Origin of the sequence: Paraburkholderia sp. UCT70 (assembly GCF_050434085.1) — a bacterium.
Classification (GTDB): Bacteria; Pseudomonadota; Gammaproteobacteria; order Burkholderiales; family Burkholderiaceae; genus Paraburkholderia; species Paraburkholderia tuberum.
Genome location: NZ_JBNPVZ010000001.1, coordinates 282,479 through 308,171 on the forward strand (window position 1 = coordinate 282,479; position 25,693 = coordinate 308,171).

Genomic DNA, 25,693 nt, shown 5'->3' on the forward strand with positions numbered 1-25,693 from the left:
TGCGCTCGGCGCGAACTTGCCGGTTTTCCATTATTCAGGATGAAACTCTTGCGAGAGCACTTCATCGACGGACCACGGCAACACTTCCGGGAACACGTCAAGGTCGAGCCCCGTTTCATTGCTTGCAATGCTGCGCGCCTTTGACCAAACGATATCCAGCCACGCCGCGTCGTTGAACTTGCCGCGAAGGCTCGGCGCTTCGTCCAGAACGTAGGCCACGTCCTTACGCTGCGTGCGGATTGTGAACTGCCAGCTCTTGCTACGACGTGACGGCTGAAACTTCCACTTCAGCAGATGAGCCAACAGGACCGACATACGGCTTGCCAACTCGCGCTGTTCGCTCTTGCCCACGTCTTCGATCTCCTCTGCGATGTGCTGAACGTCGATGGCAGTCAGCTTGCCAGCGCGCAGAAGTGCCGCTTGCTCGTTTGCCCATGCCACCACGTCCTGTTCGTATCTCGTTCCCATGACCGTTCCATATCGAGACAATGGTTAGATTATCGGTGCACAAGTGCACCATGTAAACGTCCTTTCGAAGCCTTCGCTAGCGTCTTCCGCGCATGCTCCAGAACGTTGTTCGGGCATGCTCGACGCCTGGCGCTATCGGGCGCCGCGAGATACGCCTTCCACGTCGATAGCGCAATGGGAAACGCTTGCCCCCGGTTCAGCGCCGCGAGCGCATCGGCTTGCGTGTCACGGATCGGCGTAATCGAGCCGGTGATGATCGGCATAATGAGGCCACCAGAAGTGGCCCCGAAACGCGATTTCGAAGGGACTCAAGAATGCGGTTTTTTGCCAGATTTTGCAACGGCGTTTTCGCTGTTTTCAGGCATTGGTTTGGGCTTGCGGAAGCTGTCGCCTTCGATCACCACGCGATAGGCGCCGTGGCGTAGCCGGTCAAGCGTGGCGGCGCCGAGGATACGGTTGTCGGGGAACGCGTCGCCCCATTCGCTGAAGTCGAGATTTGAAGTCAAGACTGACGCCGCGCGCTCGTACCTGGCGGCAATCAGATCGTGGAAGTCTTCGTCGTGGGGCGGATGCAGGGGTTTGAGCGCGAAGTCATCGACGATCAGCAGCGGCACGCGCACGAACTGCTGGAACTTGCGTTCGTACAGGCCGGTAGCGCGCGCGGCGTGCAACTTCTTGAGCAGGTCAGTCTGCGTGATGAACAGCACGTCGCGCCCCTGGCGGGCCGCGCAGTGGCCCAGGGCCTGAGCCAGATGCGACTTGCCGACGCCCGTTTGGCCGACCATCAGAATGCAGACCTTCTCGTCGATGTAGCGGCCCGTGGCCAGATCGTGAATGTGCGCCCGATTGAGCTTGGGCAGCAGGTCAAAGTTGAAGCTCTCGAGCGTCTTGCCCAGCGCGAAGCCGGCGCGGGCGAGCCGCGCGCCGAGTTTCTTCTGGTCGCGCCGCGCAACCTCGTCGTGCAACAGCATGGCGAGGAATTCGGTGTAGGCAAGCTGCCCGTCGATGGCCTGCCGGTTGCGCTGCTCGAGCGAGTCGAGGATGCCCGAGAGGCGCAATTGCTTGAGGATGGAATTCAGTTCTGGACTCGGATTCATGATGTTCAATGCAGCAGGATAGATTGGAGGTCGCGGCCGAAGCGGCCGCCGTTCAGATAGGTGTCGGCGGGTGCCGGCGTTTGCGCCGGGGCCGCCGCAGGCTGGCTGTCCAGCCCCTTGTCGAGAATGGTCTTGATGGTGCGGTACTTCGGGCTGGCGAACGTGAGCGCGCGTTCGCAGGCGGCATTCAGTCGTGCATCGCCGTACTTCTCGCGCATACGCACGATGCCCTGCGCGCCGCGCAGGTTCACGAGCACCGTATCGTTGAACAGCGCGAGAATCACCGCGTGGCAGGCTGGCCCGATCTCCTTTGCCCGGGCCAGACACCACTGCGGGTTGTGCTCAAGCCAGGCCTGTGCTTCAGGTGGCTGGTGGTCCCGTACCGTCGAGCGATCGCCGGGCTTGCGCTTGCGCACGTGTGTTGCGACGAGTTCATGCCGGTGGAACACCTGCACCACTGTGTCGGTCGCCTTCAGCCACAATTGCTTGCCCACCAGCGTGAACGGCACGGAATACAACACCTTCCTGTAGACGACGTGTCCATCCGTATGCACCTTGACCTCGCTCCACACGGCGAGCACCGGCGGCACATCGGGCAGCGGCGTGAGCAGCGGGCGCTCGATCGTAAATCGCGTCAATGGCTGTTCACGTGTCGTGCCGTGATCGCGCACACCGGCCTGCTGCATCACCCAGTCGCGCAACTGCCGGTTGGCATCGGCGAGATCGCGGAACTCGCGCAGCGGCACGAAGGATCGTTTGACGTATTTGACGCCCGATTCAACGATTCCCTTTTTTTGCGGGTCGCGTGGCGGACATGCGTCGATCCGGAAACCGTATGCTTCGGCAGCCGAAGCATACGAGCGCTGCACCTCGGGATCGTACGTGCAGGCCTTGATGATCGCGCACTTCGCGTTGTCGATGATGACGCGGCCTGGACAACCACCGAACCATTCGAACGCACGCCGGTGGCAGGCCAGCCATGTCTCGACCGTCTGGTCCAGTACGATCTCGGCGTACTGATGCCGCGACCAGCACAGGGTCATGACGAAGAACCACGTCTTGAGCGGGATGCCGGACTCGTGCGTGAGCGCTGGCCCCGAGCCGAAGTCCACCTGCACGGCGTCAGCTGGCGCCCACTCAAGGATCGTCGTTGCGGTGACGCCGCGCTCGGCCTTCAAGTGCAGCAGGAAGCGGCGCACTGCCGAATAGCTGCCGGTGTAACCGTGGTTGCGTTGCAGCGCACTGAAGATCGTAGTGCCTTGTACGTCGGCGTCGAACCAGCCGCGCAACAGATCGCGAAACGGCTCGAGTGTGGAGATGCGGCTACGCGGCACCTTCGGGTCACGGCCGAAGATGCCCGCGAGCTCGGCATCGTCTGGCAAGGGCCTGCCTGGGTCGAGCCAGCCGTGGGTGAGCGCGACCTGCCGTACGGTCTTCAGCTTGCTGCGCCCCATCAGGCGCGCGCCGGCAATGTCGCGGTCGGAATCGCCCTGACGCATACGCGCCAGAACCTGTCGATACTCAAACACTTCGAACCTCCTGTTACTCATCGGCCCTCCGGGCAAAGAATCCGAAGGTACCGGGTTACGGAAATTCGAAATGCGTTTCGGGCTGCAGCCCGACATAACAACGAGCCGGTCAAGTGGCCCGATTACGCCGATCCTGAGGTGGCTCCTATACGCCGATCATCGAGTGGCTCCAATACGCCGATCCTGCACTGGCTCGATTACGGCGATCATCTGGTGGCTCGATTACGCCGATCCCGAAATGGCCTCATTACGCCGATCCGTGACATTGCGTAAGGCCTGCCTGTTCAATGAGGGTGCGCAACGCAACGGTGTTATCAGAAACCTCGTTCATAGCCGTTGATAAGTGGTGTACAAGTGCACCAAGAATATCATGGGAAACACCGCCTAATAATGCATCTAGCGGGACTTGCGGTTTCACTGCATCCCGACGGCGCGTCGCATGGCGGCGGTGATGCCTTGTCGCGTCTGCCAGTAGCCCAGCCACGGGTCCACTTCCAGCGACCGCTGGCGCGCGACCGCTTTTTTCATCGTCCACTCGTCGCCGCGGCTCACCTCTTTCAGTTCGTCCCACGAGACAGGCATGGATACGCCCATCCCTGACCTGGCGCGGACCGAGAAGGCCGCAACAGTGCTTGCTCCGCGACTGTTGCGCAGGTAGTCGATGAATATCTTGCCAACGCGGTTCCTGGGCCCGAGCACTGCGGAAAAACGCTGCGGCACGACCCGCGCCATGTGCCGAGCGACCGCGTGAGCGAAGGCCTTTGTTTCGCTCCACCCCTGACGGCGGGTCAACGGCACAACGACGTGAAAGCCTTTGCCCCCGCTCGTCTTTGGAAACGAGCGCAGGCCGATCTCGTCAAGGACGACCTTCAGGAGTTCGGCGGCCTCAAGCATCGCCGCCCACGGCAGCGCCGGGTCCGGATCGAGATCGAAGATGATGCGATCGGGGTGCTCCAGATCGGGCGCGACGGCGTTCCACGTGTGAATCTCAATGACATTCAGTTGTGCCAACCCGATCAAGGCTTCTTCGCTGCCGGCGACCAGTAACGGAGGGTGCCGCGGGTGTAGTTCGGCAGGTAGTTCGACTACGCCGGGAATCCGCGCTTTCTCGCTGTGCTTCTGGAAGAAGAGCTCGCCCTTGATCCCGTCTGGCGCACGCACGAGCGCGAGCGGACGGTTATGCAGATGAGGCAACGCCCATTCTCCGATCGCGGCGTAATACTCCACCAGTTCCTTCTTGGTGTGGCCAGTGACTTCGTCCAGACCCCGCTGCGGATTGGTAATCCGGATGTTGCCGATCTTCACCGCGCCCTTGGCGCCCGCCACTTCCCGGGTAGAGCCGGCGTCGGCTTCCACTGGCTCGTCGTACTCCACGGCAACCATAGGTTCTTCCGTAACCGATGACGCCGCCTTGTCGTCACGGACCGCATGAAAGACGGGGTGACGCACTTCGCCGCCTGGCGTCCATTCGAGAAACGAGCACTCAGCGACGATCGACGGGCTAAGCCATAGATGATCCCGTTCTTTTTCTGGCTGCGGTGGATCGTAAAAAGCTGTCTGTGCGCAGCGCAGGGGTTCTGCTCGCACAAGAAACGCGGACGCAGCGCGGGAGGAAAAGTAAGGTCTTACTCTGCCCGCGTAGCGCAACGAGCCGTCCTTTTCATGCACGCCCAGTAGCAGCGAATGCACGCCCGCCCGCGCCCCTTTCGTACGGGTGAAGCCCCCGACCACGAACTCCTGTCTGGCGCGGCACTTTAGTTTGATCCAGTCCGTCGAGCGGCCTGAACGATAAGGCGCGTCCGCGCGCTTGCCGATGATGCCTTCGAGCTTCATCTTGCATGCGGAGGCGACAAGAGACACAGGGTCCTGCGGAAAGTCTTCCGAAAAGCGGATGGGGTCGGACGTCGCTCCTTCCAACAGTTCACGCAGAAGAGCGCCCTTCGCGATCGCAACGGCTGCTCGCGAAGGTCCGTCCCGTTCAGCCAGAGGATGTCGAACACAAACATGACGATTTCAGCGGTGCTGCGCCGGTCAAACGCGTTTTGCAACGCGTTGAAGTCGGGGCGCCCGCTGGAATCAAGCACGACCGCTTCGCCGTCGAGCCACGCATCGTCGACTTGCAGTTCGTTGCACGCATCGGCCAGCCGCGGCATGCGCGATGTCCAGTCGTGGCCGTTACGCGTAAAGATCTGCGCTGCCCCCCGCGCAATGCGGGTCATCACCCGGGTAGCCGTCGAACTTGAAAAGGCACCTTTCGCGGTGTTGCCTTTCAATCCCGACCACGCCGCGCGTCCCTGACAGCGAGCTGCCGGATTCGGTAGAGTCGAGATGTGACGCGGTGGCTTTAGGCTGGGTTTGTCTGTTGCCGCCTCTTTCGTCTGGCGGTGCCCGAATAACCTCACCGTTGCTCCGTTTTCACACCCCGCTCATCGAACCGGACATGCAGATTTCCCGCATCAAATGTGATCGAACTCATTTGTCGCGATATGTGGTGTTGGCTCAAATGTGGTCTTGCGGGGACGGGACGAGGTTCGTCAGCGGCGCGTGCCAATTGAAGGCCACATAAATCGGCGTCGGAGTAGCGTCGGAGATCCGAAGGATAACTCGGAGATCCGATCATGTTCGGTACGTTGTTTCATTACCCTCGTGTACTGGCTCGTCATCGCAATGGTCCATCGGCCGATGATCGAGAACGCTATCTGGCCCACTGCGCACAGGGTGGTGCAGCCCATTCAACGTTGTTGGGCCTTGCACCTGAGCTCGTGGCTATCTCCCAGCGTATCGCGCTCGACAACGGGCGATTGATTCCGCCTGCGGAGGTCGAGATGGCGGCCGATCGCTGGGTTCGTTACCAGCGACGGCATCAGCGAATCCTGACGGGAAGGTTCTCGCGGGAACGGTTTATTCGGACCGCTACGGCCTGGCTTCGCTTCCTGGGACGACTACAGGAGCAGCAACCTGAAACGCCGCCGTTCGGCGATCTTGTTCAACGGTTTGACAGCTACTTGCGCGAGGAGCGCGGCCTGTCGTCACACACGATCCACAATCGATGCTGGCACGTTCAGGCGTTTTTGTCCTGGCTCAGCGAGCAAGGAAGCAGCATCGGCGAGATGCGACTCGAACAGGTCGACGCCTTTTTTGCACTGAGACGATTGCAAGGCTGGTCCCGGGTATCGATGTGAACCGCCCCGGGTTTCCCCTCAGGATTACCCACAAGTAATGTGATGGTGCTATTCGTTTTGCCTGAATATTCGGTACATCATCGTGATTTCGTGCAGGACAAGAAATCCACGCCAGATGACGGTAGGACCAGGTGGACGATCATGCTTTCGAGCGAGATATCCGCCGAGTCTGGCGATCCACAAGATGACCTGCGCGAGTGACGGCGGTTTATCAGGTATTTCGGTACTGCCATGCGTACGACAGTAGAGGGCTCGCCACTCGATTGGCTGCAGCAATACTTCGCATGGCAGGTTGCCATCAAGCCTGGCAAGCAACATGGAGTACAGGATCCTCCAGCTTACGACGGCGAACAATGCGGTGGCGCGGACGAATCGATCGAGATTGCCAAATTGGCGGGCTTCAATGCGACAGCCACTTTTAAGCACACGATGCCACGATTCAATCGTCCATCGGCGCGCATACCATGCAAGACGCTCGAGGGCCTCTGCGTGTGTTTGCGTAGGCACCGAAGTCAGTAGAAGCCATTCCAATGGCTCTGCTCCTTCGTCCAAGTTCGTTTCCTGTGCATGAATTGCAAACACTTCAATTTCGGGAAGCTTCTCGCGACGACGATTTTGCGGCGGACGAAGGCGTACGGGCATGCAGCGCACAACCAGCCGTGCGGTGCGTGCCTGGCGGTTTTCGCGTGCAGGCACCTGCAGTTGCGCCTCTACAAGCACTGGCGAGGCCAGCACGGTTTCCCACAAATATCGATCGGGGTGAGCAACGCGTCGGTTCCACGACGCGCGCACCAACCAGTCGACACCGGCAGGCCGCTGCGCCAGGAACACGTCATAGACATCGCCTTCACGGTCGCTCACGCCGATGACATGCGTGCACGGACAGTGCGTCTTGAGTACGCCCAGTTGCTCGATGCCTTCGAGCCATTTCGCGCTCTCTTTCTGTTGTACGGTTCGTTGCCCACGCAGATGTTTCTTGCCCAACTCCTCGTGCCTGCGTATCCAGGTCTTCATCCCGATCACCCCGAGTGGCAGCCCCTCTGGCGTGAGCGCAAGCAGACTGTGTATCAGGAAACCACGCACATGTGGATCGGAGCCATATCCCAGACCTTCGGTTGCCCGCAGATGAGACAAATTGAACTCGGTGGTGTCCTGAACAGCAAGGACGACTGGCACCTGTTGCATACGACACAGCGTTTGACCGATGTGCCCACCCAGCACGCCATCGACATCCACGTGCGGGTTGTCGAAAAAACGATATGCCGCCTTCAGCTCCGAACCATTGAACGACTGCGGAAAAGAGCAATGTGGGCCCAACGAAAGCTTGCGTGCCAGCGTCACGAGCCGTCTGGTCAGGCGAGCGTCGCCGAGCTCGGCGGCGCCAAACTCTTCATTTGCCCAATCATCAAGGTCAGATGTGTCCGACAATGCCCGACATCACAGATCACGAACCGGATCAAAGTTAACATCGGTCGTCACCGTTTACAAGCCATCGCCCTTCAATCGCACAGTCGCGAGCGACTTATGGGTAATCCTGAGGGGTTTCCCGGAGGCTGTTTTGCTTGAGTCACGCCGCGATGGCGGACCCAGCGAGTTTTGAATAATAAGCGGCTTCTGCCTCAGCAGGTGGAATGTTGCCGATGGGGCCGAAGAGCCGACGATTGTTGAACCAGTCGACCCATTCGAGCGTCGCAATTTCAACGGCCTGCGGATTGCGCCATGGTCCGAGGCGATGGATCACCTCTGCCTTGTACAAGCCGTTGATCGTTTCCGCCAGTGCGTTATCGTAGGAGTCGCCCACGCTGCCCACTGACGGCTCAATGCCAGCCTCGACCAGCCGATCCGTATAGCGGATCGATACGTATTGCACGCCGCGGTCGCTGTGATGTATCAACCCGTCCTGCTGCGCCGGCTGTCGCTCGTACAAGGCCTGCTCCAGTGCGTCCAGAACGAAGTCCGTGCGCGCCGAGCTCGACACACGCCAGCCGACAATGCGTCGGGCGAACACGTCAATGATGAACGCGACATAGACGAAGCCCTGCCAGCTCGATACATAGGTAAAATCTGACACCCACAGCGCATTGGGCCGTTCGGCCGTGAATTGCCGGTTCACGAGATCCTTCGGGCACGGCGTCGAACCATCGCTCACTGTCGTGCGTACCGTCTTGCCCCGCACCACACCGCGCAGGCCCATCTGCTTCATCAGCCGCTCGACCGTGCAGCGCGCCGCGACAATGCCTTCCCGCTTCAATTGCGTCCAGACCTTGTCTGCGCCATACACCTGGAAATTTTCTTCCCACACGCGCCGGATCTCATCCTTGAGCATCCTGTCGCGCTGGGCCCGCGGCGGCACCAGGCCTGGATTGACGCGGCGGGCCACATGCGTGTAGTACGTCGACGGGGCAATTGGCAGCACCCTGCAGATCGGCTCGACCCCGTAGACGTGCCGGTGATCATCGATGAACGTGATCATCACTTCGGTCGGCGGTCGAGCTCCGCCTGTGCGAAATATGCTGACGCCTTGCGCAGGATTTCATTAACCTGGCGCAGCTCACGGTTCTCCCGCTCCAGTTCCTTGAGCCGATCCTGCTCCTGCGTGCTTGTGCCCGGGCGCAAACCCCGATCCCGCTCTTCCTTGCGCACCCAGCTACGCAGCGTTTCACCCGAGCAGCCAAATTTCGCTGCGATCGACGCGATCACTTTCCATTGCGATTCGCGGTCGCCCTGGTGTTCCAGCACCATTCGCACAGCCCGCTCACGAACTTCCGGCGAGTACCTTGGGGACTTCTTCTTGGTGTTTTCCATAGCTCCATTTTCTCAAGAAGTGGAGCCTCCGGAAATCCCGGGCCGGTTCACGTCATCGGTATTTCCATAAGCTGTATGCGCTCGACACCGTGCTGCCCGATCTTCACAAGCCCACAAAGGCGGCGTTGGAAAAGGCAATGGAAGGTCATGTCGTGGCACACACCGAACTGCTCGGCACATTCCAGAAGTAACAGGCGGACCTTGGACGCTACTTGCCCGGGACTGTCGATTCCGCGTCGATGCCTGGCGCAGATGTCATCGATTGGCGCGAGGCGTTTCAAGGCTACAAACTCGGCGAGGCAGCCGACAGGTGAACTTCAATCCCATACAGCGTTTGCGCACGGTTCGCCATCTCCAATGCGTCAGATGCGGCGTTGACATCACCCGCCGGGTTTCCACGGCCACGACGGATAAAGACGTCCGTTGCTTTCGACACTCTCGCGCTGTGCGTCGCCCGCTTCTCCGCCACGCTCCGCTTTGGCGGTCTCGATGTCGGAGGTGTCCGACGTGGGCGAATCGTCGTCGCCCGCTTCACGTGATTGCCCGGTCGTCTCCGAAGCAGCGGGTAGTGCATCGCCGAACCATTCCACCTCGCGCGTCAGTGCCCCGACATACGCGTGCCAGCCTGGGGGGTCGTTCGCGAACAGATTGCTCCGTACGGCAAATGCCAGTTGCCTATAGTCCACCTGCGCTTCCAGCAACTGTGCGGGCCAGCCGGCAAACGACGCGCTAACGCGCTTCGCGAACTCCGCGACCTCCATATCGGGCGGTACGGCGGCTAGCCATGCATGGGTGGCGAGAGCCGCGTCAGCGTCCAATAGATCGCGCACTGTGTCGCGCGGGTTGTTGGTTGCGAGCGCGGCAGCGATTGCTTGCAACGCGTCGCCGAGATGCAGCAGCAACGCGCGTCGTTCAAAAGCGTCTTTCATCTAACGATATCCGTCGGTAATTCGATTAAGCCATTTTAAAGTGCGTGGGACGCGAGAGCGCAATGGCGTGCGAGCGGAAGCTAAAGAACCTTGCCACGGCCAGGAATCGAAAAGACCTGCCGTCGCAACTCGCAAAAACGGCAGAACCGCCGTCATCCTGTCGCCACCGCTCGACGCGATATCGATATCAGAAAGCGTGTGGCGGGTGCGCGAAGAAGCGGCGACCACGCTCGGAATACGCCTGACGAAATCCGCAACGACGTCACGGCGCGCGCGCTCACGCTGCATTGGGCGGCTGGCCGAACGCAGCGCGTCGCCCATAGCCGCCTGCGCGAGGCGTGGCCATGCGCGTTCTGCAAGCGCATTCGCCTCGCGGGCCGCGTGCCCACGGCGGCACCCCAGACTCACGCTCACCGACCACGACGTCACGCAGAACATCGCGGCGCTGCTGCACCATATCGAAGTCGAGCCGCCTCTTACGATCCTGGATTTCGACTGCGGGCCGGGGCGAGATCTCAAGGCCTTCACTACACTCGGCCATTGCGCGGTCGGCCTCGATGGCGCCGAGCGCTTCGTTGCAATGGCGCGTGACGCGACTGGCTGCGACGTCTGGCAGCAGGATTTCCTGCATCTCGATTTGCCGGCCGCGCACTTTGACGGCATTTTCGCCAACGCCGCGCTGTTCCATGTCCCGAGTCAGGCGTTGCCGCGCGGGTTGCGGCAATTGCACGCGACGCTGAAGCCCGGCGGCGTACTGTTCAGCTCCAACCCGCGCGGCACGAATCAGGAAGGCTGGAGCCACGGCCGCTACGGCGTCTTCCATGACCTCGAAGCATGGCGCCGATATATGGCGGACGCAGGCTTCGTCGAAATTGAGCACTATTACCGGCCCGCCGGCTTGCCGCGTGAGCGGCAGCCGTGGCTAGCCAGCGTGTGGCGCAAGCCGGTTGCCTGAAACGCCAAGGGGCTGTTCCGCGGTATGCCCGCGTTGGGCTTGGCAGATGCTTGCGTTCAAGCCGCTTTGATGCAGCGCAAAGCAGCCGATTTGCAACAGTGTCCATCGCGCAGAGAAACGGCCAGTCGTGGATCTCAGACAATCGGCAGAAGCGGGGACGCCTGCCGTCGGCCGCGATGGGCAGAGGGCGGCCCAGAAGGAGACGACTGAGCTCGCACCCTGGAGCGGCCATTCAAGCTTGCGACAGAACGATGCTAAGTTTATTTGTGCGCGTGTGACCCGTCGACGGTCAGGTTCGACGCCAGAACGTCGTGATCGATGCCGGCGGGAGGTCGCGACCTCGCCTGGCAAGTTGACTTGCACCGAAGCCCAGAACGTCGGGGTCGTGCCGAAAGGCAAGCCTGGATTGTGAAGCCGAAGCGTCCGGCGCTGCCCACCAGGCGCGAGGTCGATTTCCGCGCCGAGCCGTGCAAGCAGCGCTTGCATGTCGTCGCCGCGCCACAGTACGGTCTGCATCGTGGATGTCGGCGAGCGCGTGAACAGTGGTGGATCGTCAGGCTGGTGAACGCGGAAGTTGAACTTGGCAAGATCTGCGTGGAGTGCACGGCGAGCTTGCGCATCGTGCATCGTGTGTGGAGCGTCCATTCATGTACCTCCATTGATTCGGACAGAAATTGTGCGCGTTCACGCGCGCAGGTTTTTCCGATGTCCCGTCGCTGAGCAAGGGACACGCGAGTGCACCGCTAGCATCATGGCAGCCGGTATCCGTTATTCGTCCACTTGATAGGGACGCCCGGCGGAGCCATTCAGATCGGAGTCCTTGACCGCCAGCACCGTCAGCTTGCGACGACAGCCACACCGGCGGCCAGTCCGAACGCATTGTGGTAATTGCCCGTATGCTTGAATATCTGGCCGAACAATGCCGGTCCGCACCCCAGGCCAACACTGAAACAGACCATCAGCGCGCCGTACACGGAGCCCAGATGCCGTCGGCCGAAGACACGGAACGCCAGGTACGCCAGGGCATCGACTTCCGCGCCCAGCGCGATACCGATCAGCACTGCGGCAACCGGCACGGTGATCGCGGAAACGCCCGAGGCAAGACAAACGAATCCAATGGCGGCCCCGAAGAACACGAGCGCAGTGAGGCGCGGTGCACGAATGCGATCGAGCAAGGCGCCGGTGCTGAACCGCGCGACCATCATCGCCACACCGACAATCGTCATGACAAACGAGCCCTGCTGCGCCTTCAGTCCATAGTCGGACAGAACGATGGGGAGCACGTGCGTCCCGGCGCCCACCACCACCGAAATCAGGTAAAAGCCGATCGCTATCAGCCAGAATGGTCGCGTCCGGACGGCGAGGCGCAGCGTCATGCCGTGTTCTTCGCCCGACCCGATTCTGGCGGCATGGCTGGCGCCCGCATCTGCGGCATGCTTTTTTGTCGGTGGTTTATGGAGCAGGAACATCACGGATGGAATGCTCACGGCCCAGACAATGACCGCCAGCGCAACGTAGGCCATGCGCCACCCGAATGCGTCAATGAGTGCCGCGGACAATGGGGGAACAACGCCACGCCAATACCACTGAATATCATCGCCGAGCCTAGCGCGAGCCCGAGGCGTTTGTCGTACCAGTTGGCAACAGCCTTGACGTAGGGCACCGGCACCTGCGCCGCACCGAGGAGGAAGCTCAGTGCAAAGAAAAACACGAAGCTTCCGGCGCTCCGGGACATCAGGCCAATGAGCATTACACCCAAACCCAACGACGGCCCGGCAAAAAACGCCACTCGTCTGGCACCAAATCGGTCCACGGCAAATCCTGTCACAGGGGACGCAAGTGCGAGTAGCAGCTGCCCCCACAGGACTGCAGAGCTAAGGTCGGCCCGTGACCATCCGGTGCTCTCGATGATCGGCTTGACGAAGACACCGGAGCTGAACAGCAGGACTTGCCCGGTCCCGAGGAACAGGTTAAATCCGGCGCCAATGACGACGCACAGTGCTCGTCCCGTGAGCGTGCGTCGGGAGTCTGGGGCGACCGAATCCAGTTCAGTCATCATTTCTCGCTGCATGTTTGTCTCCCCGCCCTTGGTGGGCGATTTTGTCATCCTCTTTGGCGCCGAGCCCGGCGTCCCCTCGACCGATAAGGACGTCGCAGGCATCAGCCTGGCGTGCATGCGGTCGCGCCGCGAACAACGTTGATGATTTCGTCCGCATCGGCGGGCTCTGCGTTGCTTCGCCAGCACACTTGTCCGTCGGGACGCACCAGTACCAGTGCTGTTTCATAAAGCCGTGCGGCTTCGTCGTTCTCGATGACATGCGATGTCAGCGGCATGCCCACTTTCGCCGCAGCATCTGCCAGTCGTTGCCCCGAGGGCGCATTCGCGCCAAACCGAAGCAGTACGAATGCCTTGCCGAACAAATCGAGTGTCGACACTCCCTCTTCCAGCCAGACGTGCGGAGCCCGCGACCCCGGACGGGCTGTTTGCGAGTACGTGGAAACGGTGTCTTCCGGGCGCACGGTTCCGTCCGGAACGATGATCGGCGAGCCTTCGTACACGTAGCCGAGGTGGATGCCGATGCTGAACCACTCACGTTTCATCGCATCGGTATAAGCGTGGCCAAATTCTTTGCGGGCCTGTTCGCCGTCCCGCCACTCGTCGAACAGCGTGGCCGGCGGCTCTTTCACTCGCGGCGCCAGCATGCGCTGCAGATTCCCGGTGAATTCGGTGACGTTGCGTAAGCCGATGGGCCGCTGCTCGTTGTCGTATGAAGCCATGAGGTACTCGCCCCCCAACCCTTCACCATCGCTGCGAGCTTCCAGGACAGATTGACGGCGTCCTGAATCCCAGTGTTCATGCCGAAGCCGCCGGTCGGTGAAGTCAGGTGGGCCGCATCTCCGGCAATGAACACACGCTTCGTCGAGTAGCGCTCAGCCACCAGTTGGCGGCGCACCCATGGAAGCACCGACAGGATCTCGAATTCGCACTCGATACAACGCTCTCCGATCTTGTAAACGTCGCGCGAGTTGGGCATCATGACAGGCATGCCGCCCACCGCCATCACTGTCGCGGACTTGCCGGTCGAGCCCGATGCGCTGCAAGCCTTCGCGCTCGAACAGAACAGGCTGGCATGCGTGCTGTGGGAGCAGCTGGAAATCCTGCAGCACCAGATTGCCCAGGCGAACCGCGCGCGCTTCGGGGTCAGCTCCGAGCGGCTGGCGGCCCAGGCGGAACTATTCGATGCCGCTACGGAGTTACCGGTTCCGCCCGAGCCGAACGAGGTTCCGGTTGCGGGCCACACCCGCAAGGGACGTCCTGCCCTGCCGAAGGACCTGCCGCGCACGCGCATTGAATACGATCTGAGCGACGAACAGAAGGCGGCATTCGATTCACTCGAATGCATCGGCGAAGAGCGCAGCGAGACGCTGCACTACGAGCCATCCAGGCTCACCGTCATTGAGCATATCCGCTTCAGATACGCGGCGAAGAAGGATGGTGAGTCGACCATCGTGACGGCGAGCGCCCAGCCTTCACCGCTGCCGAAGAGCAATGCGAGCGCGAGCCTGCTGGCTAACATCCTGGTCAATACCTACGTCGATCATCTTCCCTTGAATCGCCAGGAGACGCGCTACGCGCGCCGTGGTGTGTACCTGCCCCGGGCAACGCTGTGTGAATGGAAGCTGGCGGCAGCCGAGCTGCTCGAAGTGCTGCTGCCGCCGCTACGGGCTCACCAGTTGCAGGCCCCGCGCATGCACGTGGACGACACAACGCTGCCGTTACTCGAGAAGGGTCACACGGCGACGCGCACCGCACGATTATGGGGATACCTGGGCGCGGGGCAGCGCGAGGAGAACGGTGTCTGGGTTGACCACCCGCCGGCGGTCGTGTTCGAATTCGCTGAGTCGCGCTCCGGTTCGCATCCGCTGCGCTACCTGCAAAAGTACAAAGGCTATCTGCAGGCGGACGCATACAGTGGACATGGCGCACTCTACGAAACCGGAGATATCGTCGAGGTTGGATGTTGGGCCCATTGCCGCCGACGCTTCTTCGAAATCGCGAAGGCGCAAAGCAAACCGGGACTTGCGGCGCAGGCGCTGCAGTGGATCACGCAGTTGTATGCGATCGAGTCGCGGATCAAGGACCAGACGCCTGAGCTCAAATATGCGGCGCGGCAAACTGAGGCACTGCCGCTACTCGTGCTGTTCCGGCAATGGCTGGAAGGCAACGTCATCGGTTTGCCGGCTCAGGCGCCGCTTGCAAAGGCCTTCGGCTATGCGTTACGTCACTGGCCGGCGCTCGTTCGCTACACTGAGAGCGGTATCCTGCTGCCGGACAACAACGCTCTCGAGCGGCAAATCAGACCCATTGCCCTCGGAAGGGCGAACTGGCTCTTCGCGGGCTCCCCGCGCGGCGCCCGCGCGACCGCCACGATGTATTCGCTGCTCGGCACGGCTCGCCTGAACGGTTTCGAGCCGTACGCGTGGCTCAAGGACACGCTCGAGAAGCTGCCATCGTATCCTGTCAATCGCGTGCACGAACTGTTGCCGCTCGCCCGTTAAACGCCATCACATTCATGGACATTCTCGACTCACTTCGGCAGGCGCCCAGCGCTGAACTCTATCGCCTTTATCTCGCCGTCGGAAAAATGCTCGATGATCCCCGACGCATCCTGGAAGTACGGCAGCGCCTGCACCTCGGCATGGCTATCAGTTATATCGCAGACAACCCGCTGGCCCCTCCATTGCAGGGAACCGTCGTTGAGCTTCGGCAAGCACAGGCGGTCGTTCAGGACAATGCGAGCCGGCGCCGCTGGGCGCTACCGTACGCGGCGATCGTTCCCGATAGCGCAGCCCCGATTCATCCTGAACCGGTACCGCCACCGCGCGCACAACGCGATGAGTTCCTCGTCGGCGACACCGTCGGTTTCACCGACAAACACCTGAGCGAGTGTGTCGGCACCATCGTCAGACTCAACTCGAAAACGGCCTCGGTTGCAGTGACAGATTCCGAGGGTCACTGGCGCGTTTCCTACGGTCTGCTGCGGCGTATCGTCGATCTATAGCCCTATCAACTCTGGTCGGAAGACAACATCATGGCCAAGCCCAAGATCGACGCAAAACGTGAACATCGCATTGAGATGGAAGTGGTGGTCGACGCCTATACCGAGGAAGAGCGGGCGATGTCGTGGTACTGCTATCTCGAAGAGCAGCTCTCGTTTCCATTCGAGGCCTGCATTCGCCAGGCAATGGCCTCTTCACCACTGCACCCGGGTGAACACGTCTCGGTCACCGGACTCGCTCATGAAGACCTGTGTCGGGTTGGCATCTTCGTCTGGGCCCGGTGGGGCCAACGTGACGTGGTGGCACCCCTGGCTCAGATCGTCCCGGTGAACAGCGACAAACCGACACGACTCGCCGTCACTGACTGGCACTACTGGCACGATCAAGGTTACGCGTTCTGACATCCAGAGAGCCGTCGCACTGTCGCAGCGGGATCTCGCTCACCTCGTCCTGATCTCTCGCGGCGTTGTTCGACTCGTACTAAATTCCAACTTCTGACGGGTTACGCTGACGGATACATCCCAGCGTGGCACCCATAGCGGCCGCAAAAAGCCGCAGCATAGCGGCTTCATGCACCGCGCCAAGATCGACACTGGACACCGGGGGCTGCACCGCATCTGCGACGTGTCGGCGCTATGGCATCTCGCGACTGGTCGTCCTTACTCTGCGTTCGCCCGGAAACTGCGCCCTAGCGCCGCATCGATCGCCGCGAAAAGGTGTCGCTGTTCGTGGAGCGGTGTGTTTCGGTAACAGGGCTTCATTGGATTGAAATGTTCCTGACGCTTGTGCGCCCTCCGGCCATCGCCCACAGCCGACTTGCGTTGGCAAATGCCCGTGCGATCCTGAGCCTGTCCCTGCAGTGAAGTTCGCAGGGACCGGCAGGCGGGGTGCGCTTTTCTGCATTCAAGCCGGTCCGGTCTGCCTCGTGCCGTCACTGCCATTGTCAGTTCCGTCAGCCCTCTGGCCGACGGACATCCATGACCTAAAGGACGTGTAGACGCCTTACCACGACCACCCGCAAGGACATCGCAATGAGTAACTCAGGGAACCGGCTATGGCAGGTATTTGTCGAGGAATGCTGCCAGTGCCTCGCAGACTTCTTCATGCCGCTGATCGTCGTCGCACGATGGATACGGCGTCACACGCGGAAATAAACACATCGATAGTACGGAGGTCTCAAATGGAAACCACACGCTTTACGGCTGAGAACGGGCGCGAGGTCGTCAAGATTGTCACCGACTCGGGGGCGACCGGCTACATCGACACCAGCATCCCGCCTGAAGTGATCGAGGCTTGGCATCGCCGCATCAGTGCGGCCCTCGGGCGCCCGATCGCCCGGCAGCGACGTCTCCTGCGTGCGAGCCAGCGCCGGGTGTTCGAGCCGGTACGTCGACGGACACGCCAGCGAGGATTGATGGTGCGCATGCGACTACACCGCCGCGGCCGTCCCCTTCTTGCGCTTCGCTAGATTGCGTGTGCACTTGCGTCTGCGCGAGCCAATGCGAACCTGGCTCTGTCCCGCCCCGACGCTTCCACTTCACCGGGCCGGGCAAATCCTTTTCCAACACGTCAATTCCTTCCAATACTTCTGGAGCTTGTCATGCATAACGATCAGCAGCAGTCGTTCTTCAATTTTATCCATCCGGATCACGCAAGCCTGCCCCTGCCTGTGCGAACGTTCTGGAACAGCGCCGCCGTCCTGTTGTTCATCTCGCCCTATACGATGGCCTTCACGTCCTGCCTTGGTGTCGTGCTAGGCCTTAACCAACTGCAGGCCGCGTGGCCCGCGCTGACGAACGGTTTGCCCCTCGGCGTCATCGAGCTGCTGAGGGACGGTGCTATCGCTTTCGCAGCGCTATTTGTCACTGGGGCGTTTTTCGAGCGTAATGAACTGGCCCAACTCATCCGCAACGACATCTACGAGACGCTCGAGGACCTCGAATAGCCGATGTTTCGCGAGGCGAGCCATTGACCGTGCCCCTCCTTGTTCGTCCGCCTTCGCTGAGATCCCTTCCACGGAGAACTGTCCATGAAGGACGCCATTCTTTCCACCGCCCGTGACTGCCCGCCGCTCCTGATTGGATGTGGCGCAGGCTTCGGCCTCGGGTTCGCGCTCCATTTCGATAACATTTGGGTGATCGTCATCGTAGTAGTCTGTGTTTGCGTGGCGCTCATGCTTCATTACCGCATCCCTCTCGCTCGCCGACTGATGGCAATGGCCACTGTCGTGCTGCTGGTTGCCGTTCTCGGCCACGCATCGTTGCACACCACTGCCGTGCTAGGGGGCGGTGCGGCGCTCTGGATGATTCTGGCTGCGGGATACCGACGGTATGGCCGGGGGCGCCCGTCCGCGCTTCCGGGGAGAGCGCCCTCGTCGCCGCAGGGTTCAACAGCTCAGCGTGATGCGGAGCAGGTGTCGGCCCAGCACGCATATTCGTTGGATGACCGCGTACTTCGTGCGAGATTCGGCTTTGACGCTATCACAGGCATGGCTGACGTCAAGGCACGACTGCTCAACGTGGCACGCGATATCCTCACCCACCCGGAGCGGGCCAGAAACGGGATCCTGCTGTCGGGGGAGCCGGGTAACGGCAAGACGATGTTTGCCGAAGCGCTCGCTGGCGAATTGGGCATCCCCTTTTTATCGATCTCCTACCAGGACATTGCGTCGAAATGGATCAACGAAACGCCCGAACGCGTGAAGGCTGCCTTTGCTCAGGCAGCGCGCTTGCGGCAGGCAGTTTTTCTAATCGATGAAATGGATGGTTTCATTAAGTCACGCAGCGACCAGACCCATTCGATGGATCGCGACCTCACCAACACAATGCTCACGGAGATTGTGCGCCTGCGTGGCGCAAGCATCGTGCTGGTTGCCGCCACTAACGACATCGCCTGGCTCGATGCGGCCGCCATCCGGGAGGGACGCTTTGACTTCAAGGTCGAGGTGCCTCCACCGGATCTGCCAGCGCGTGAAGCGATCCTGAAGCGTTCGGTCGGCAAGGTGCTTGGTCCTGATGCTCTTGACCAGTCCGCCCTCCGTAGCCTCGCGGCGCGCTGGGCTGGATTCAGTGCGGCACGCCTGATGGCTGTCGGACCGCAGCTTGCCGATATGCGGCGGGAGGGACTTTTCGGGAAAGGTCCCGTGTCGTTCGATATTGCCATGCAGGCCATGCGTCGTATCCAGGGCTCGAAGGGACACCTGCCGGAGGGAGTCAAGGCAATCGATGAGATCATCATGCCCGACGGATCACGTGATGACCTGAAGCGCCTCACGCGACGGCTCAAGAACGTTCACCGAATGGAGCAGTTGGGTGGAGCACTGCCGCGCGGAGTTCTGTTCTACGGTCCGCCGGGCACCGGTAAGACCCAAGCGGCAATGGCCCTCGCGAAGGCAAGCGACTGGGCATTCCTCAAGACCACCGGCGCCGAGCTGTTCGGCAGTCATGCGGCCTGGAATAAGCTCTATCGGGAGGCAAAGGACCTGCGCCCATGCATTTTGCTAATCGACGAGGCGGAGGACGTACTGGGTGATCGGCGCCTTTCCAGTGTTGCACCGCTTACCAACCGGATCCTTGCCTCGATCGACGGGGCGGATGGCCGGGTGCCGGACGTGCTGGTCATTGCTGTAACCAACCATCCCGAAGCACTGGATCAGGCCGTGCTGCGCGGTGGGCGTCTGGAGCAAAAGATCCGCTTCGAGGTTCCTTCACGAGAAGTGCTCGCCGCGTATATCCGCATTCAGTTGAGGCACAGAGCGGGTGAGACCTTTGCAATCTCGCGGCACACGGTGGAATGTCTGATTGCAGGCCTCGAGGGCCGCTCGATCGCCGACACGGACACGGCTCTTCAGCGCGTCATCGATGAAGCGGTAGCGCGACATATTGACGACGGGTCCACCACCATCACTACGGCCGACGTGCGCGCGGCACTCTCGACCCTCGCTGTCTCGAACGCTTGAATCGTGTCTGCAACCATGCTGTTACCGCCGTCCGATTTCAACTTTATGGACGGTGATCTATGTGAATCCGCCAGTTCGTAGCAAAGAAGTCTCCGCCAGACAAGGTACGCGTCAGAACAGGCCCTGTCGAACAGCTCAAAACATTTTCCAATTCGACATCAGTCTCAGCCGCTCGACTCAAAATGGCCGGATGTGAAGGATATCCGCGGCCGGCCCTCTTTCACAGACTTGGCCCGTGTCCACCGGGTGTTGAATAGGCTGGGCAACTTCGGTCGCTGGTCGCCGGTGCGTTCTACCGCTTCATCGCACGCGGGTATCTGAAGAACCTATCGGATCCCTGATCGTGGGCTGATCAGCGTCTCGAGTGGACGACGACGATCATGTTGGCCGGCGCATTGACTCAGGTCTTTCGTTACCGGGCTAGGCTCGTCGCCCCGGGTATTTTGCTACCTGTCAGACGGCTGGCGGGAGTGACTTATGGCGAGGCAGCTCTGCGCTTTAGCAGCCCTCGCCTTTTCCTCTTCAGCCTTTGCCTTTGCCTTCTCCTTTGCGGGCGTCGTCTCAAGATCGTCCGGATGCTTCCGGCCTGCCGGCGCGTTCCTGTAATACGGACCCGGCAGACCGACGATTGCCGTCGCGCGCACGCTGCCCCCTGCCTCTGCCGCGGGCGCCACGACCTCCGTTCCGCCCGCCTCAGAAGAGACCGGGGCCGATTCGCCGGCGGCGCGCGTCTGCGCATCAAGTTCGGTCGTCACCGGCTGTGCAGATTCGTCAGCGTCGACTTTCTTGATGGTCTTCGGCGTCGGCCCGAAATAGTTGGCCGTAACCTGAACGCGACTATGCCCAAGCCGCTCGCTCACACGCTTTTTCCGGACCTTCATTTCGTCAGAGCTGAATTCGTCGCCCGTGCCGCCCAGGGTTGTGGGAGTAAAGCCCTCGAGCATCGCACAGTTCTCTGCGTACTCTGCCCGCATGCCGTGCCCGCACATCGAGCAGTTCGCCTTCGAAATGCCCAGCTTCGCCATGTAGCGCCGTAGCGGTCGGTGTTCCGTTGTAGGTTCGAGTTCAGTCCGCGAACCGTCCTCTTCCACCCGAGGCGATCGCGCTTCCCGATGTGCTGCTTCACGTAGTCGAGCACGAAGATCTGAAACTCAAACTCAAGGGGGATGACGCGCTGTCTGCCACCCTTCGCACCGTCGTAGACAATGATCGCGTTATGCCCAAGGTCGCGCTGGTCGGAAACCCACGGCTGCATGCAAAGCGCCTCCTTGCGGCGAAGGCCGAACGCAAGCTGCATTGCGACCATCATCCCGAAACGGTCGTCAATTTCCAACGCGTCCCGGAGTTTCTCCTCGACGTTGATCCCATTCGCACTCCACGACTTCGTGGCTTCCGCAATGGACGTCACCTTGAGGCGCTCTGGGCTCGCATCCGGGAGGTAGTACTCCAACGGTTTCACGAGATTCGGCTTCCCGATCCAGTGAGCGAACTTCCGAAGCACCGACAGCTCATTACGCATCGTCGCGGGCGCCTTGTTTTTCCGCGTACCAGTACTGCGCCAAGAGCTTCACGTGCGCCTCCGCCAGGTTGCGGGGATAGATCGGCCGGTTTAGCTTGTTGCGGAGCGTCCTGAAGATGGCGAAAAGCACCTGGGCGTTGAGCTCCATCGTCCGATGCGAGGCCTGCCTGTTATTGGTGCGCCGATGGACCTTCGCGTCGATGAGCTCTTGCAGCTCCGCTTTCCAGCCCTTCCGTTCACCACCGAAACCAGTGCCCGTGTCATTGGTGCGTTCGTCGAAACCACGTTCGTTCTTGGCCATGACTGTTCTTCCATATGTGAAATGCAGCGCCCGCGCCTGTTGAGCACCGGCCGGGCGTAGAGCGCATCCGCTCTGACCCAAGCATCAAAGCTAGCCATTCACCACTACCCGATCTCGCGGTCGGTCGTAGTTTGGCGTGCCTGTCGCAGCACACCAGGGAGGAGGCAGACAAACTCCCGCATATCACGTCGTGAATTAAAAAAGTGCGATTCTTCGTGGGAAGCTGACTTGACGCTAACCACCAAGCCCGGTCCTTACGGTTACCGGGTTACCTAGCACGTGACCGTAGCTAGGCGCGGGCCCTTGAAGGGGAGCCAACCTGTGCGCGTCCATCCTCGCAGTGAGGACGGTTCTGAGATAGCGCACTTATCTCCGGGGATTAACTATCTCGCCCTGACAGGCGAGCGAAGCCCTACCACGATCCCGCTGACGCGAAGAATCCATGGCTCGTCGGGATGACGAACAGCTTCCGTTTTTTTGGTCGGTTCAGGCTGGGAATTCGGCTGCACGTATGTGTGCATTAAGGCACCGGAACCTTCCCGCTCAGCCGCACTCGTCAAGGGTTTGCGCCTTGCCTCTGTGCGGAAATGTGCCCTGAAACCGCTGGGTCGAAAAAAAACGCCGCGAGGGCGTGATCCTACTTTTTGCGCGGATGGCTCCGCGTGATATCTGTGTTGCTGGCGCCTCGTGCGAGTACGAGGCTTTACTACTGCCGCATCGGCGGCACGTTGAATCTTGTGGGCGAAGTAGAGCACAGACTTGCAATCTCCGCAAGAGGCAGCACCCAACTCTTAGTAATGCCTGGCGACAGCGCAGCAGCGCCTCTACTATGTACGTCCCTTGCGGTTTTTGAATCCGCGGTCTTTCAACGCAAGCCCAAGCCATTTTCTCGCGCCTATCGATCTTAAACCCAAACAGGTCCCAACAACGGGTTCCCATGAGGTTCCGACAAAGTTCCAAGAGGTTCCTTTCCAGAAGGTCCAGAAGGTTCCAGAAGGTCCAGAAGGTTCCAGAAGGTTCCAGAAGGTTCCAGAAGGTTCTAGAAGGTTCTAGAAGGTTCTAGAAGGTTCTAGAAGGTTCTAGAAGGTTCTAGAAGGTTCTCGAAGGTTCTCGAAAAGGTTCCAAAAGGAACTAGAAGGTTCCCAGAAAGTACGGTTCCAACAGGTTCCAGCAGGTTCCCGACGGTCCCAGAAGGTTTCTGCTAAATATTGCGCTAAATCGCGGTTCTTTCACCCTGCGATGCCTCTCTCGCAAAGGCAGACTTGGACGTGCGTTTCCAAAGCCCGCTTACAGACAATCAAGACACGCGACTATCAAATGAATGTTGATGAATTCCTTCAGTCCGCCCGTCGCCCTCGCCGTCTGAAAATCAGTGCCTTCGATGCTGAAATGCGTCAGTTGCGAGCAAGAGGCGTCAGCTATCAAGGAATCGCGGATTTCCTGTCCCTATGCAACGTTCAGATTTCGGGCCGAGCCGTCAACAGATATTTCGAACGACACCCCTATCGATATGGCGCCACCAAACCGTCAAAAGCACGCAATGCACTGCAGGATGCTCCGCACGCGGACGTGCAACGGTCTACGAAACGTGCACAACCACTACCTCAGCAGGCTGACCCGGGGCGCCGTGATGCAACTCCGGTGAGCAGGGCCCCTGACGATTCTGTTCAAATCGTTGCGCCGAAAGTGCGAACGGATGGCGTAACTTCCGCAACAACACACGCTGATTCGGATCGCGATGCTGTCGTTGGCGGAGCATCGAGCGAAGCGCGCAGTGACCGACCATCAATGAACCGCACGCCACACGGCGACGTGCCCGCGGGACCCACCGGATCTCCGCCGTTGTCGGACTCGAAAGGTGATGCTGAACACCACGCATTCCCCCAGAAAGCAGATATTGACGCACCATATGATTCGACTGAGGTCGCTCAGGCTCCTTCGCTCGCATCAACTATTGCGGAGAAACCTGACATAGGGGCCAACCCATTGACTGACCTGTTCAAGTCCGTCGACTTCGAAACACCAGACTTCTTCGCAGCGCGAATGAAATTGCGCAACCGGCAGTAGGACCGAACTCTTCTCTTACTCTTATCAGAGGCAGCACATGGCAAATTTTTTCGTCGCGTCCAAAGCGGGCACCGTAGGCAAGAGCACGATCTCGTCTGTTGTGATCGCACCGCGATTAGGGTGCGACGAGGTAATAGCGATTGAAACTGAAAATGCAGCCGGCGCGCGCTACGCTCAAAAGGTGAAACGCTTCTCGGCGGAACGGTACGGTTCCTATATGGAATACGTGATCGAAGCCACCGACGAAGGCAAGAACACTGTTACGGACCTCGGCGCATCGAACTACGTGCCCTTCGTCCGGAACCTGGCTCTCGGTAATACCATCGCGTTTTTCGATTACCTCGTCGTGGTAACCGATACCCAGGAGCGCTCTCAACAGGACGCGATCGAAACGATCCTTCACTTCTTAAAACTCGGCATGGACCTCGAAAGGGTTCGCATCGTGCTGAACAAATCGAGGCCTGCGATAACGGAGTTGACCATCGAACAACAGTACGAGACCGTGTTTGCTGCTGCCCGAGTCGACCCGCGCATCAACGTCAACCCGGAGTGCAACATGCCCGACCTGCCGATTTTCGACCAGATGGCTTTCAACAACATCAGTTGGTCAGAATTACTTGCAGACACCACGGATCACACAGCGCGCCTGAAAGCGACGGTAAGTGATGGCCAGACCATGGCTCGCGCAAAAACCGCCGCCTACCGCATGGCTCAGGCATCCTTGAAGCCGACGATCATGTTTTCGGATCTGCTGTTCAAGGCATTGAACATCGGCCCCGTGATTCCAGCACCCGCCCTCCCCACTGTTAAGCAGAGCGGGGCAGCCGCGGCGGAAGAGTCCAGGAACGAGGCGGGCAAGCACCCCTCCACTGATAAGCTTTCGACAGTGAAGGCGTAAGATGCTGAAGGACCCCTTTGACTACCTCGCGATTTTCGATGGCTTTCAGACGACGCGAGATGAGTTGCTGCACATCCAGACCACGATTGACGATAGGGCCAAAAGCATCGGGCAATCGGCGGAGGATATTGCCGGGGTCGTCAAGTTGTGGCGTGCCGACATCAGAGAACTCGGCACAACCATCGGGCGCGATGTACATACAAACGGGTACGTCGCGCTCGAGAAATACGTGGACGAACTTCACGAGAGGTCGGTCGCGGAGTCGCGAGAGATCGCGACCTCCGCGGAGACAAAGATGCGGGAAATCGCATCGTCGGCAACGACCGAGTGGCGCGCCCTCTCCGCCAATCAGCAGGAAACATTTCATCGCCAACTGAAGGAAATAGCGGCGGCTGCAAATGGGCTCCCCCCTCTACCACCACGCCCGATCGCAGCATCGCCTTTCAGGAACTGCGCGTATTTTGCGAAGCTAACGTTCGTTCACGCCCGCCGATTCGCTATCGAAGCGAAGTCTTTCGCCACACTTGTCTTGGCAGTCGCCTCTGTGATTTCGGCCGCTGCACTGGTTTTCATCGCGGCCCAACACACGCACGGCCCGATTTCCCTGTCATCCTTCTTCCGTTGACGCACCGACGGTCAGTTCAGTGACCGTCGTCATCTCGACGTTTACGCGGCGCCTCTAAACGCTCGCCTGGACAGGCCCTCGACGGCCGAACCAACGAGCCTCTGCCGAGACTCCGCTCACACCGCAAGTCCAACCAAGTTGCGTCCGTCGCGCACTCGTTGGCTGTTGGCCATGACATACACCCATCCTTCTGGATTTCGCACCCTCCTCAAGACGCGCGGAATCCGGCACCCTTGCCGCGTGTTTGTACACCCGCCGAATCCGCGACGACTCAGCGACCGTCCGCCCACTCAATCGAT

Annotated in this window: 23 protein-coding genes, 3 pseudogenes and 1 other annotated feature; of the genes and pseudogenes, 12 read left to right on the forward strand and 14 right to left on the reverse strand. The window is 60.3% G+C overall.

The features are described 5' to 3' along the window. Positions 1–30: 30 nt before the first annotated feature. The 5 genes from OKW41_RS01415 to OKW41_RS01435 all read right to left on the reverse strand — a co-directional run bounded on the left by OKW41_RS01415 (position 31) and on the right by OKW41_RS01435 (position 5,367). A complete protein-coding gene (locus OKW41_RS01415; protein WP_429571287.1) occupies positions 31–468 on the reverse strand; it encodes a DUF29 domain-containing protein in 438 nt (145 codons plus the stop codon). A gap of 308 nt (positions 469–776) precedes the next feature. Further along, complete coding sequence (istB, locus tag OKW41_RS01420) at positions 777–1,565, reverse strand: IS21-like element helper ATPase IstB (protein ID WP_429571136.1); 789 nt, start codon at positions 1,563–1,565, stop codon at positions 777–779. 5 nt (positions 1,566–1,570) lie between these two features. After that, a complete protein-coding gene (gene istA / locus OKW41_RS01425) occupies positions 1,571–3,094 on the reverse strand; it encodes an IS21 family transposase (protein ID WP_429571429.1) in 1,524 nt (507 codons plus the stop codon). 414 nt (positions 3,095–3,508) lie between these two features. Beyond that, positions 3,509–5,011, reverse strand: a complete 1,503-nt coding sequence (gene ligD / locus OKW41_RS01430; protein WP_429571288.1) for a DNA ligase D — start codon at positions 5,009–5,011, stop codon at positions 3,509–3,511. Further along, complete coding sequence (locus OKW41_RS01435; protein ID WP_429571289.1) at positions 4,924–5,367, reverse strand: hypothetical protein; 444 nt, start codon at positions 5,365–5,367, stop codon at positions 4,924–4,926. Before OKW41_RS01435 ends, ligD begins: the two co-directional genes overlap by 88 nt. Positions 5,368–5,712: 345 nt before the next feature. Here OKW41_RS01435 and OKW41_RS01440 point away from each other — a divergent pair, with 345 nt between their 5' ends. Further along, positions 5,713–6,276 carry a site-specific integrase gene (locus OKW41_RS01440; protein WP_429571290.1) on the forward strand — a complete coding sequence of 188 codons (564 nt, stop codon included), beginning with the start codon at positions 5,713–5,715 and terminating at the stop codon, positions 6,274–6,276. 48 nt (positions 6,277–6,324) lie between these two features. Here OKW41_RS01440 and OKW41_RS01445 read toward each other — a convergent pair whose 3' ends face one another. After that, complete coding sequence (locus tag OKW41_RS01445; protein ID WP_429571291.1) at positions 6,325–7,704, reverse strand: IS4 family transposase; 1,380 nt, start codon at positions 7,702–7,704, stop codon at positions 6,325–6,327. 139 nt (positions 7,705–7,843) lie between these two features. Beyond that, a protein-coding gene (locus OKW41_RS01450; RefSeq protein ID WP_246530497.1) for an IS3 family transposase occupies positions 7,844–9,081 on the reverse strand; the annotation gives its coding sequence in 2 pieces (ribosomal slippage) (positions 7,844–8,778 and positions 8,778–9,081; 1,239 coding nt in all). Next, positions 8,675–8,791: a sequence feature (AL1L pseudoknot), on the reverse strand. (Overlaps the previous gene by 117 nt.) Positions 9,082–9,131: 50 nt before the next feature. Between OKW41_RS01450 and OKW41_RS01455 the strand changes: the two are divergent. Further along, positions 9,132–9,272, forward strand: a pseudogene (locus OKW41_RS01455) (YbhB/YbcL family Raf kinase inhibitor-like protein); the annotation flags it as partial. 189 nt (positions 9,273–9,461) lie between these two features. Here the strand turns inward: OKW41_RS01455 and OKW41_RS01460 are convergent. Continuing rightward, on the reverse strand, positions 9,462–10,010 hold the full coding sequence (locus OKW41_RS01460) for a hypothetical protein (RefSeq protein WP_429401207.1): 549 nt from the start codon (positions 10,008–10,010) through the stop codon (positions 9,462–9,464). A gap of 196 nt (positions 10,011–10,206) precedes the next feature. Here OKW41_RS01460 and OKW41_RS01465 point away from each other — a divergent pair, with 196 nt between their 5' ends. Next, positions 10,207–10,965 (forward strand): class I SAM-dependent methyltransferase, encoded by a 759-nt coding sequence (locus OKW41_RS01465; RefSeq protein WP_429571292.1) that lies wholly within the window; start codon positions 10,207–10,209, stop codon positions 10,963–10,965. Between the two features lie 836 nt (positions 10,966–11,801). On the opposite strand, the pseudogene OKW41_RS01470 reads toward OKW41_RS01465, so the two are convergent. The 3 genes and pseudogenes from OKW41_RS01470 to OKW41_RS01480 form a co-directional block, all read right to left on the reverse strand. Beyond that, positions 11,802–13,141, reverse strand: a pseudogene (locus OKW41_RS01470) (MFS transporter). Beyond that, the gene (locus tag OKW41_RS01475) at positions 13,126–13,761 is read right to left on the reverse strand and encodes a hypothetical protein (RefSeq protein WP_429571293.1); all 636 of its coding nucleotides are present in this window, start codon (positions 13,759–13,761) and stop codon (positions 13,126–13,128) included. Before OKW41_RS01475 ends, OKW41_RS01470 begins: the two are co-directional and overlap by 16 nt. Then, complete coding sequence (locus OKW41_RS01480) at positions 13,650–14,027, reverse strand: FAD-dependent monooxygenase (protein ID WP_429571294.1); 378 nt, start codon at positions 14,025–14,027, stop codon at positions 13,650–13,652. The genes OKW41_RS01475 and OKW41_RS01480 overlap by 112 nt, the downstream gene beginning before the upstream one ends. Here OKW41_RS01480 and tnpC point away from each other — a divergent pair. The 6 genes from tnpC (at position 14,002) to OKW41_RS01510 (ending at position 19,984) form a co-directional block, all read left to right on the forward strand. Then, positions 14,002–15,525, forward strand: coding sequence for an IS66 family transposase (tnpC, locus tag OKW41_RS01485; RefSeq protein ID WP_429571295.1), 1,524 nt, complete (start codon positions 14,002–14,004; stop codon positions 15,523–15,525). The genes OKW41_RS01480 and tnpC overlap by 26 nt on opposite strands. 14 nt (positions 15,526–15,539) lie before the next feature. Further along, complete coding sequence (locus OKW41_RS01490; RefSeq protein ID WP_429571296.1) at positions 15,540–16,028, forward strand: hypothetical protein; 489 nt, start codon at positions 15,540–15,542, stop codon at positions 16,026–16,028. 30 nt (positions 16,029–16,058) lie between these two features. Further along, positions 16,059–16,427, forward strand: coding sequence for a calcium-binding protein (locus OKW41_RS01495; RefSeq protein WP_429571297.1), 369 nt, complete (start codon positions 16,059–16,061; stop codon positions 16,425–16,427). A gap of 779 nt (positions 16,428–17,206) precedes the next feature. Beyond that, entirely contained in the window at positions 17,207–17,494 is a 288-nt protein-coding gene (locus tag OKW41_RS01500; protein ID WP_429571298.1) for a hypothetical protein, read from the forward strand. A 132-nt stretch (positions 17,495–17,626) separates the two neighbouring features. Further along, complete coding sequence (locus tag OKW41_RS01505) at positions 17,627–17,971, forward strand: hypothetical protein (protein WP_429571299.1); 345 nt, start codon at positions 17,627–17,629, stop codon at positions 17,969–17,971. An 84-nt stretch (positions 17,972–18,055) separates the two neighbouring features. Next, positions 18,056–19,984 carry an AAA family ATPase gene (locus OKW41_RS01510; RefSeq protein ID WP_429571300.1) on the forward strand — a complete coding sequence of 643 codons (1,929 nt, stop codon included), beginning with the start codon at positions 18,056–18,058 and terminating at the stop codon, positions 19,982–19,984. 446 nt (positions 19,985–20,430) lie between these two features. Here the strand turns inward: OKW41_RS01510 and OKW41_RS01515 are convergent, their stop codons facing one another. The 3 genes and pseudogenes from OKW41_RS01515 to OKW41_RS01525 all read right to left on the reverse strand — a co-directional run bounded on the left by OKW41_RS01515 (position 20,431) and on the right by OKW41_RS01525 (position 21,804). Continuing rightward, the gene (locus tag OKW41_RS01515; RefSeq protein WP_429571436.1) at positions 20,431–21,009 is read right to left on the reverse strand and encodes a hypothetical protein; all 579 of its coding nucleotides are present in this window, start codon (positions 21,007–21,009) and stop codon (positions 20,431–20,433) included. Positions 21,010–21,161: 152 nt separating this feature from the next. Then, positions 21,162–21,503: pseudogene (locus OKW41_RS01520) on the reverse strand (site-specific integrase); the annotation flags it as partial. Beyond that, a complete protein-coding gene (locus OKW41_RS01525; RefSeq protein ID WP_429571301.1) occupies positions 21,496–21,804 on the reverse strand; it encodes a hypothetical protein in 309 nt (102 codons plus the stop codon). The pseudogene OKW41_RS01520 and the gene OKW41_RS01525, both read right to left, overlap by 8 nt. Positions 21,805–23,121: 1,317 nt before the next feature. Between OKW41_RS01525 and OKW41_RS01530 the strand changes: the two genes are divergently transcribed. The 3 genes from OKW41_RS01530 to OKW41_RS01540 are packed head-to-tail and all read left to right on the forward strand — an operon-like array spanning position 23,122 to position 25,394. After that, a complete protein-coding gene (locus OKW41_RS01530; protein WP_429571302.1) occupies positions 23,122–23,871 on the forward strand; it encodes a hypothetical protein in 750 nt (249 codons plus the stop codon). A 37-nt stretch (positions 23,872–23,908) separates the two neighbouring features. Continuing rightward, complete coding sequence (locus tag OKW41_RS01535) at positions 23,909–24,769, forward strand: hypothetical protein (RefSeq protein WP_429571303.1); 861 nt, start codon at positions 23,909–23,911, stop codon at positions 24,767–24,769. 1 nt (position 24,770) lies between these two features. Beyond that, positions 24,771–25,394 carry a hypothetical protein gene (locus OKW41_RS01540; RefSeq protein ID WP_429571304.1) on the forward strand — a complete coding sequence of 208 codons (624 nt, stop codon included), beginning with the start codon at positions 24,771–24,773 and terminating at the stop codon, positions 25,392–25,394. The last annotated feature ends 299 nt before the right edge of the window (positions 25,395–25,693 follow it).

Excerpts from the sequence above, each read along its gene's own strand:
- OKW41_RS01535 (WP_429571303.1), top strand. The coding sequence starts at position 23,909 with ATGGCAAATTTTTTCGTCGCGTCCAAAGCGGGCACCGTAGGCAAGAGC.
- OKW41_RS01525 (WP_429571301.1), bottom strand. The coding sequence starts at position 21,804 with ATGGCCAAGAACGAACGTGGTTTCGACGAACGCACCAATGACACGGGC.
- OKW41_RS01440 (WP_429571290.1), top strand. The coding sequence starts at position 5,713 with ATGTTCGGTACGTTGTTTCATTACCCTCGTGTACTGGCTCGTCATCGC.
- OKW41_RS01495 (WP_429571297.1), top strand. The coding sequence starts at position 16,059 with ATGGCCAAGCCCAAGATCGACGCAAAACGTGAACATCGCATTGAGATG.
- OKW41_RS01515 (WP_429571436.1), bottom strand. The coding sequence starts at position 21,009 with ATGGCGAAGCTGGGCATTTCGAAGGCGAACTGCTCGATGTGCGGGCAC.
- istB (WP_429571136.1), bottom strand. The coding sequence starts at position 1,565 with ATGAATCCGAGTCCAGAACTGAATTCCATCCTCAAGCAATTGCGCCTC.
- OKW41_RS01490 (WP_429571296.1), top strand. The coding sequence starts at position 15,540 with ATGGACATTCTCGACTCACTTCGGCAGGCGCCCAGCGCTGAACTCTAT.
- OKW41_RS01540 (WP_429571304.1), top strand. The coding sequence starts at position 24,771 with ATGCTGAAGGACCCCTTTGACTACCTCGCGATTTTCGATGGCTTTCAG.
- tnpC (WP_429571295.1), top strand. The coding sequence starts at position 14,002 with ATGACAGGCATGCCGCCCACCGCCATCACTGTCGCGGACTTGCCGGTC.
- OKW41_RS01530 (WP_429571302.1), top strand. The coding sequence starts at position 23,122 with ATGAATGTTGATGAATTCCTTCAGTCCGCCCGTCGCCCTCGCCGTCTG.
- OKW41_RS01505 (WP_429571299.1), top strand. The coding sequence starts at position 17,627 with ATGCATAACGATCAGCAGCAGTCGTTCTTCAATTTTATCCATCCGGAT.
- OKW41_RS01510 (WP_429571300.1), top strand. The coding sequence starts at position 18,056 with ATGAAGGACGCCATTCTTTCCACCGCCCGTGACTGCCCGCCGCTCCTG.
- OKW41_RS01500 (WP_429571298.1), top strand. The coding sequence starts at position 17,207 with ATGGAAACCACACGCTTTACGGCTGAGAACGGGCGCGAGGTCGTCAAG.
- OKW41_RS01460 (WP_429401207.1), bottom strand. The coding sequence starts at position 10,010 with ATGAAAGACGCTTTTGAACGACGCGCGTTGCTGCTGCATCTCGGCGAC.
- OKW41_RS01415 (WP_429571287.1), bottom strand. The coding sequence starts at position 468 with ATGGGAACGAGATACGAACAGGACGTGGTGGCATGGGCAAACGAGCAA.
- OKW41_RS01480 (WP_429571294.1), bottom strand. The coding sequence starts at position 14,027 with ATGGCGGTGGGCGGCATGCCTGTCATGATGCCCAACTCGCGCGACGTT.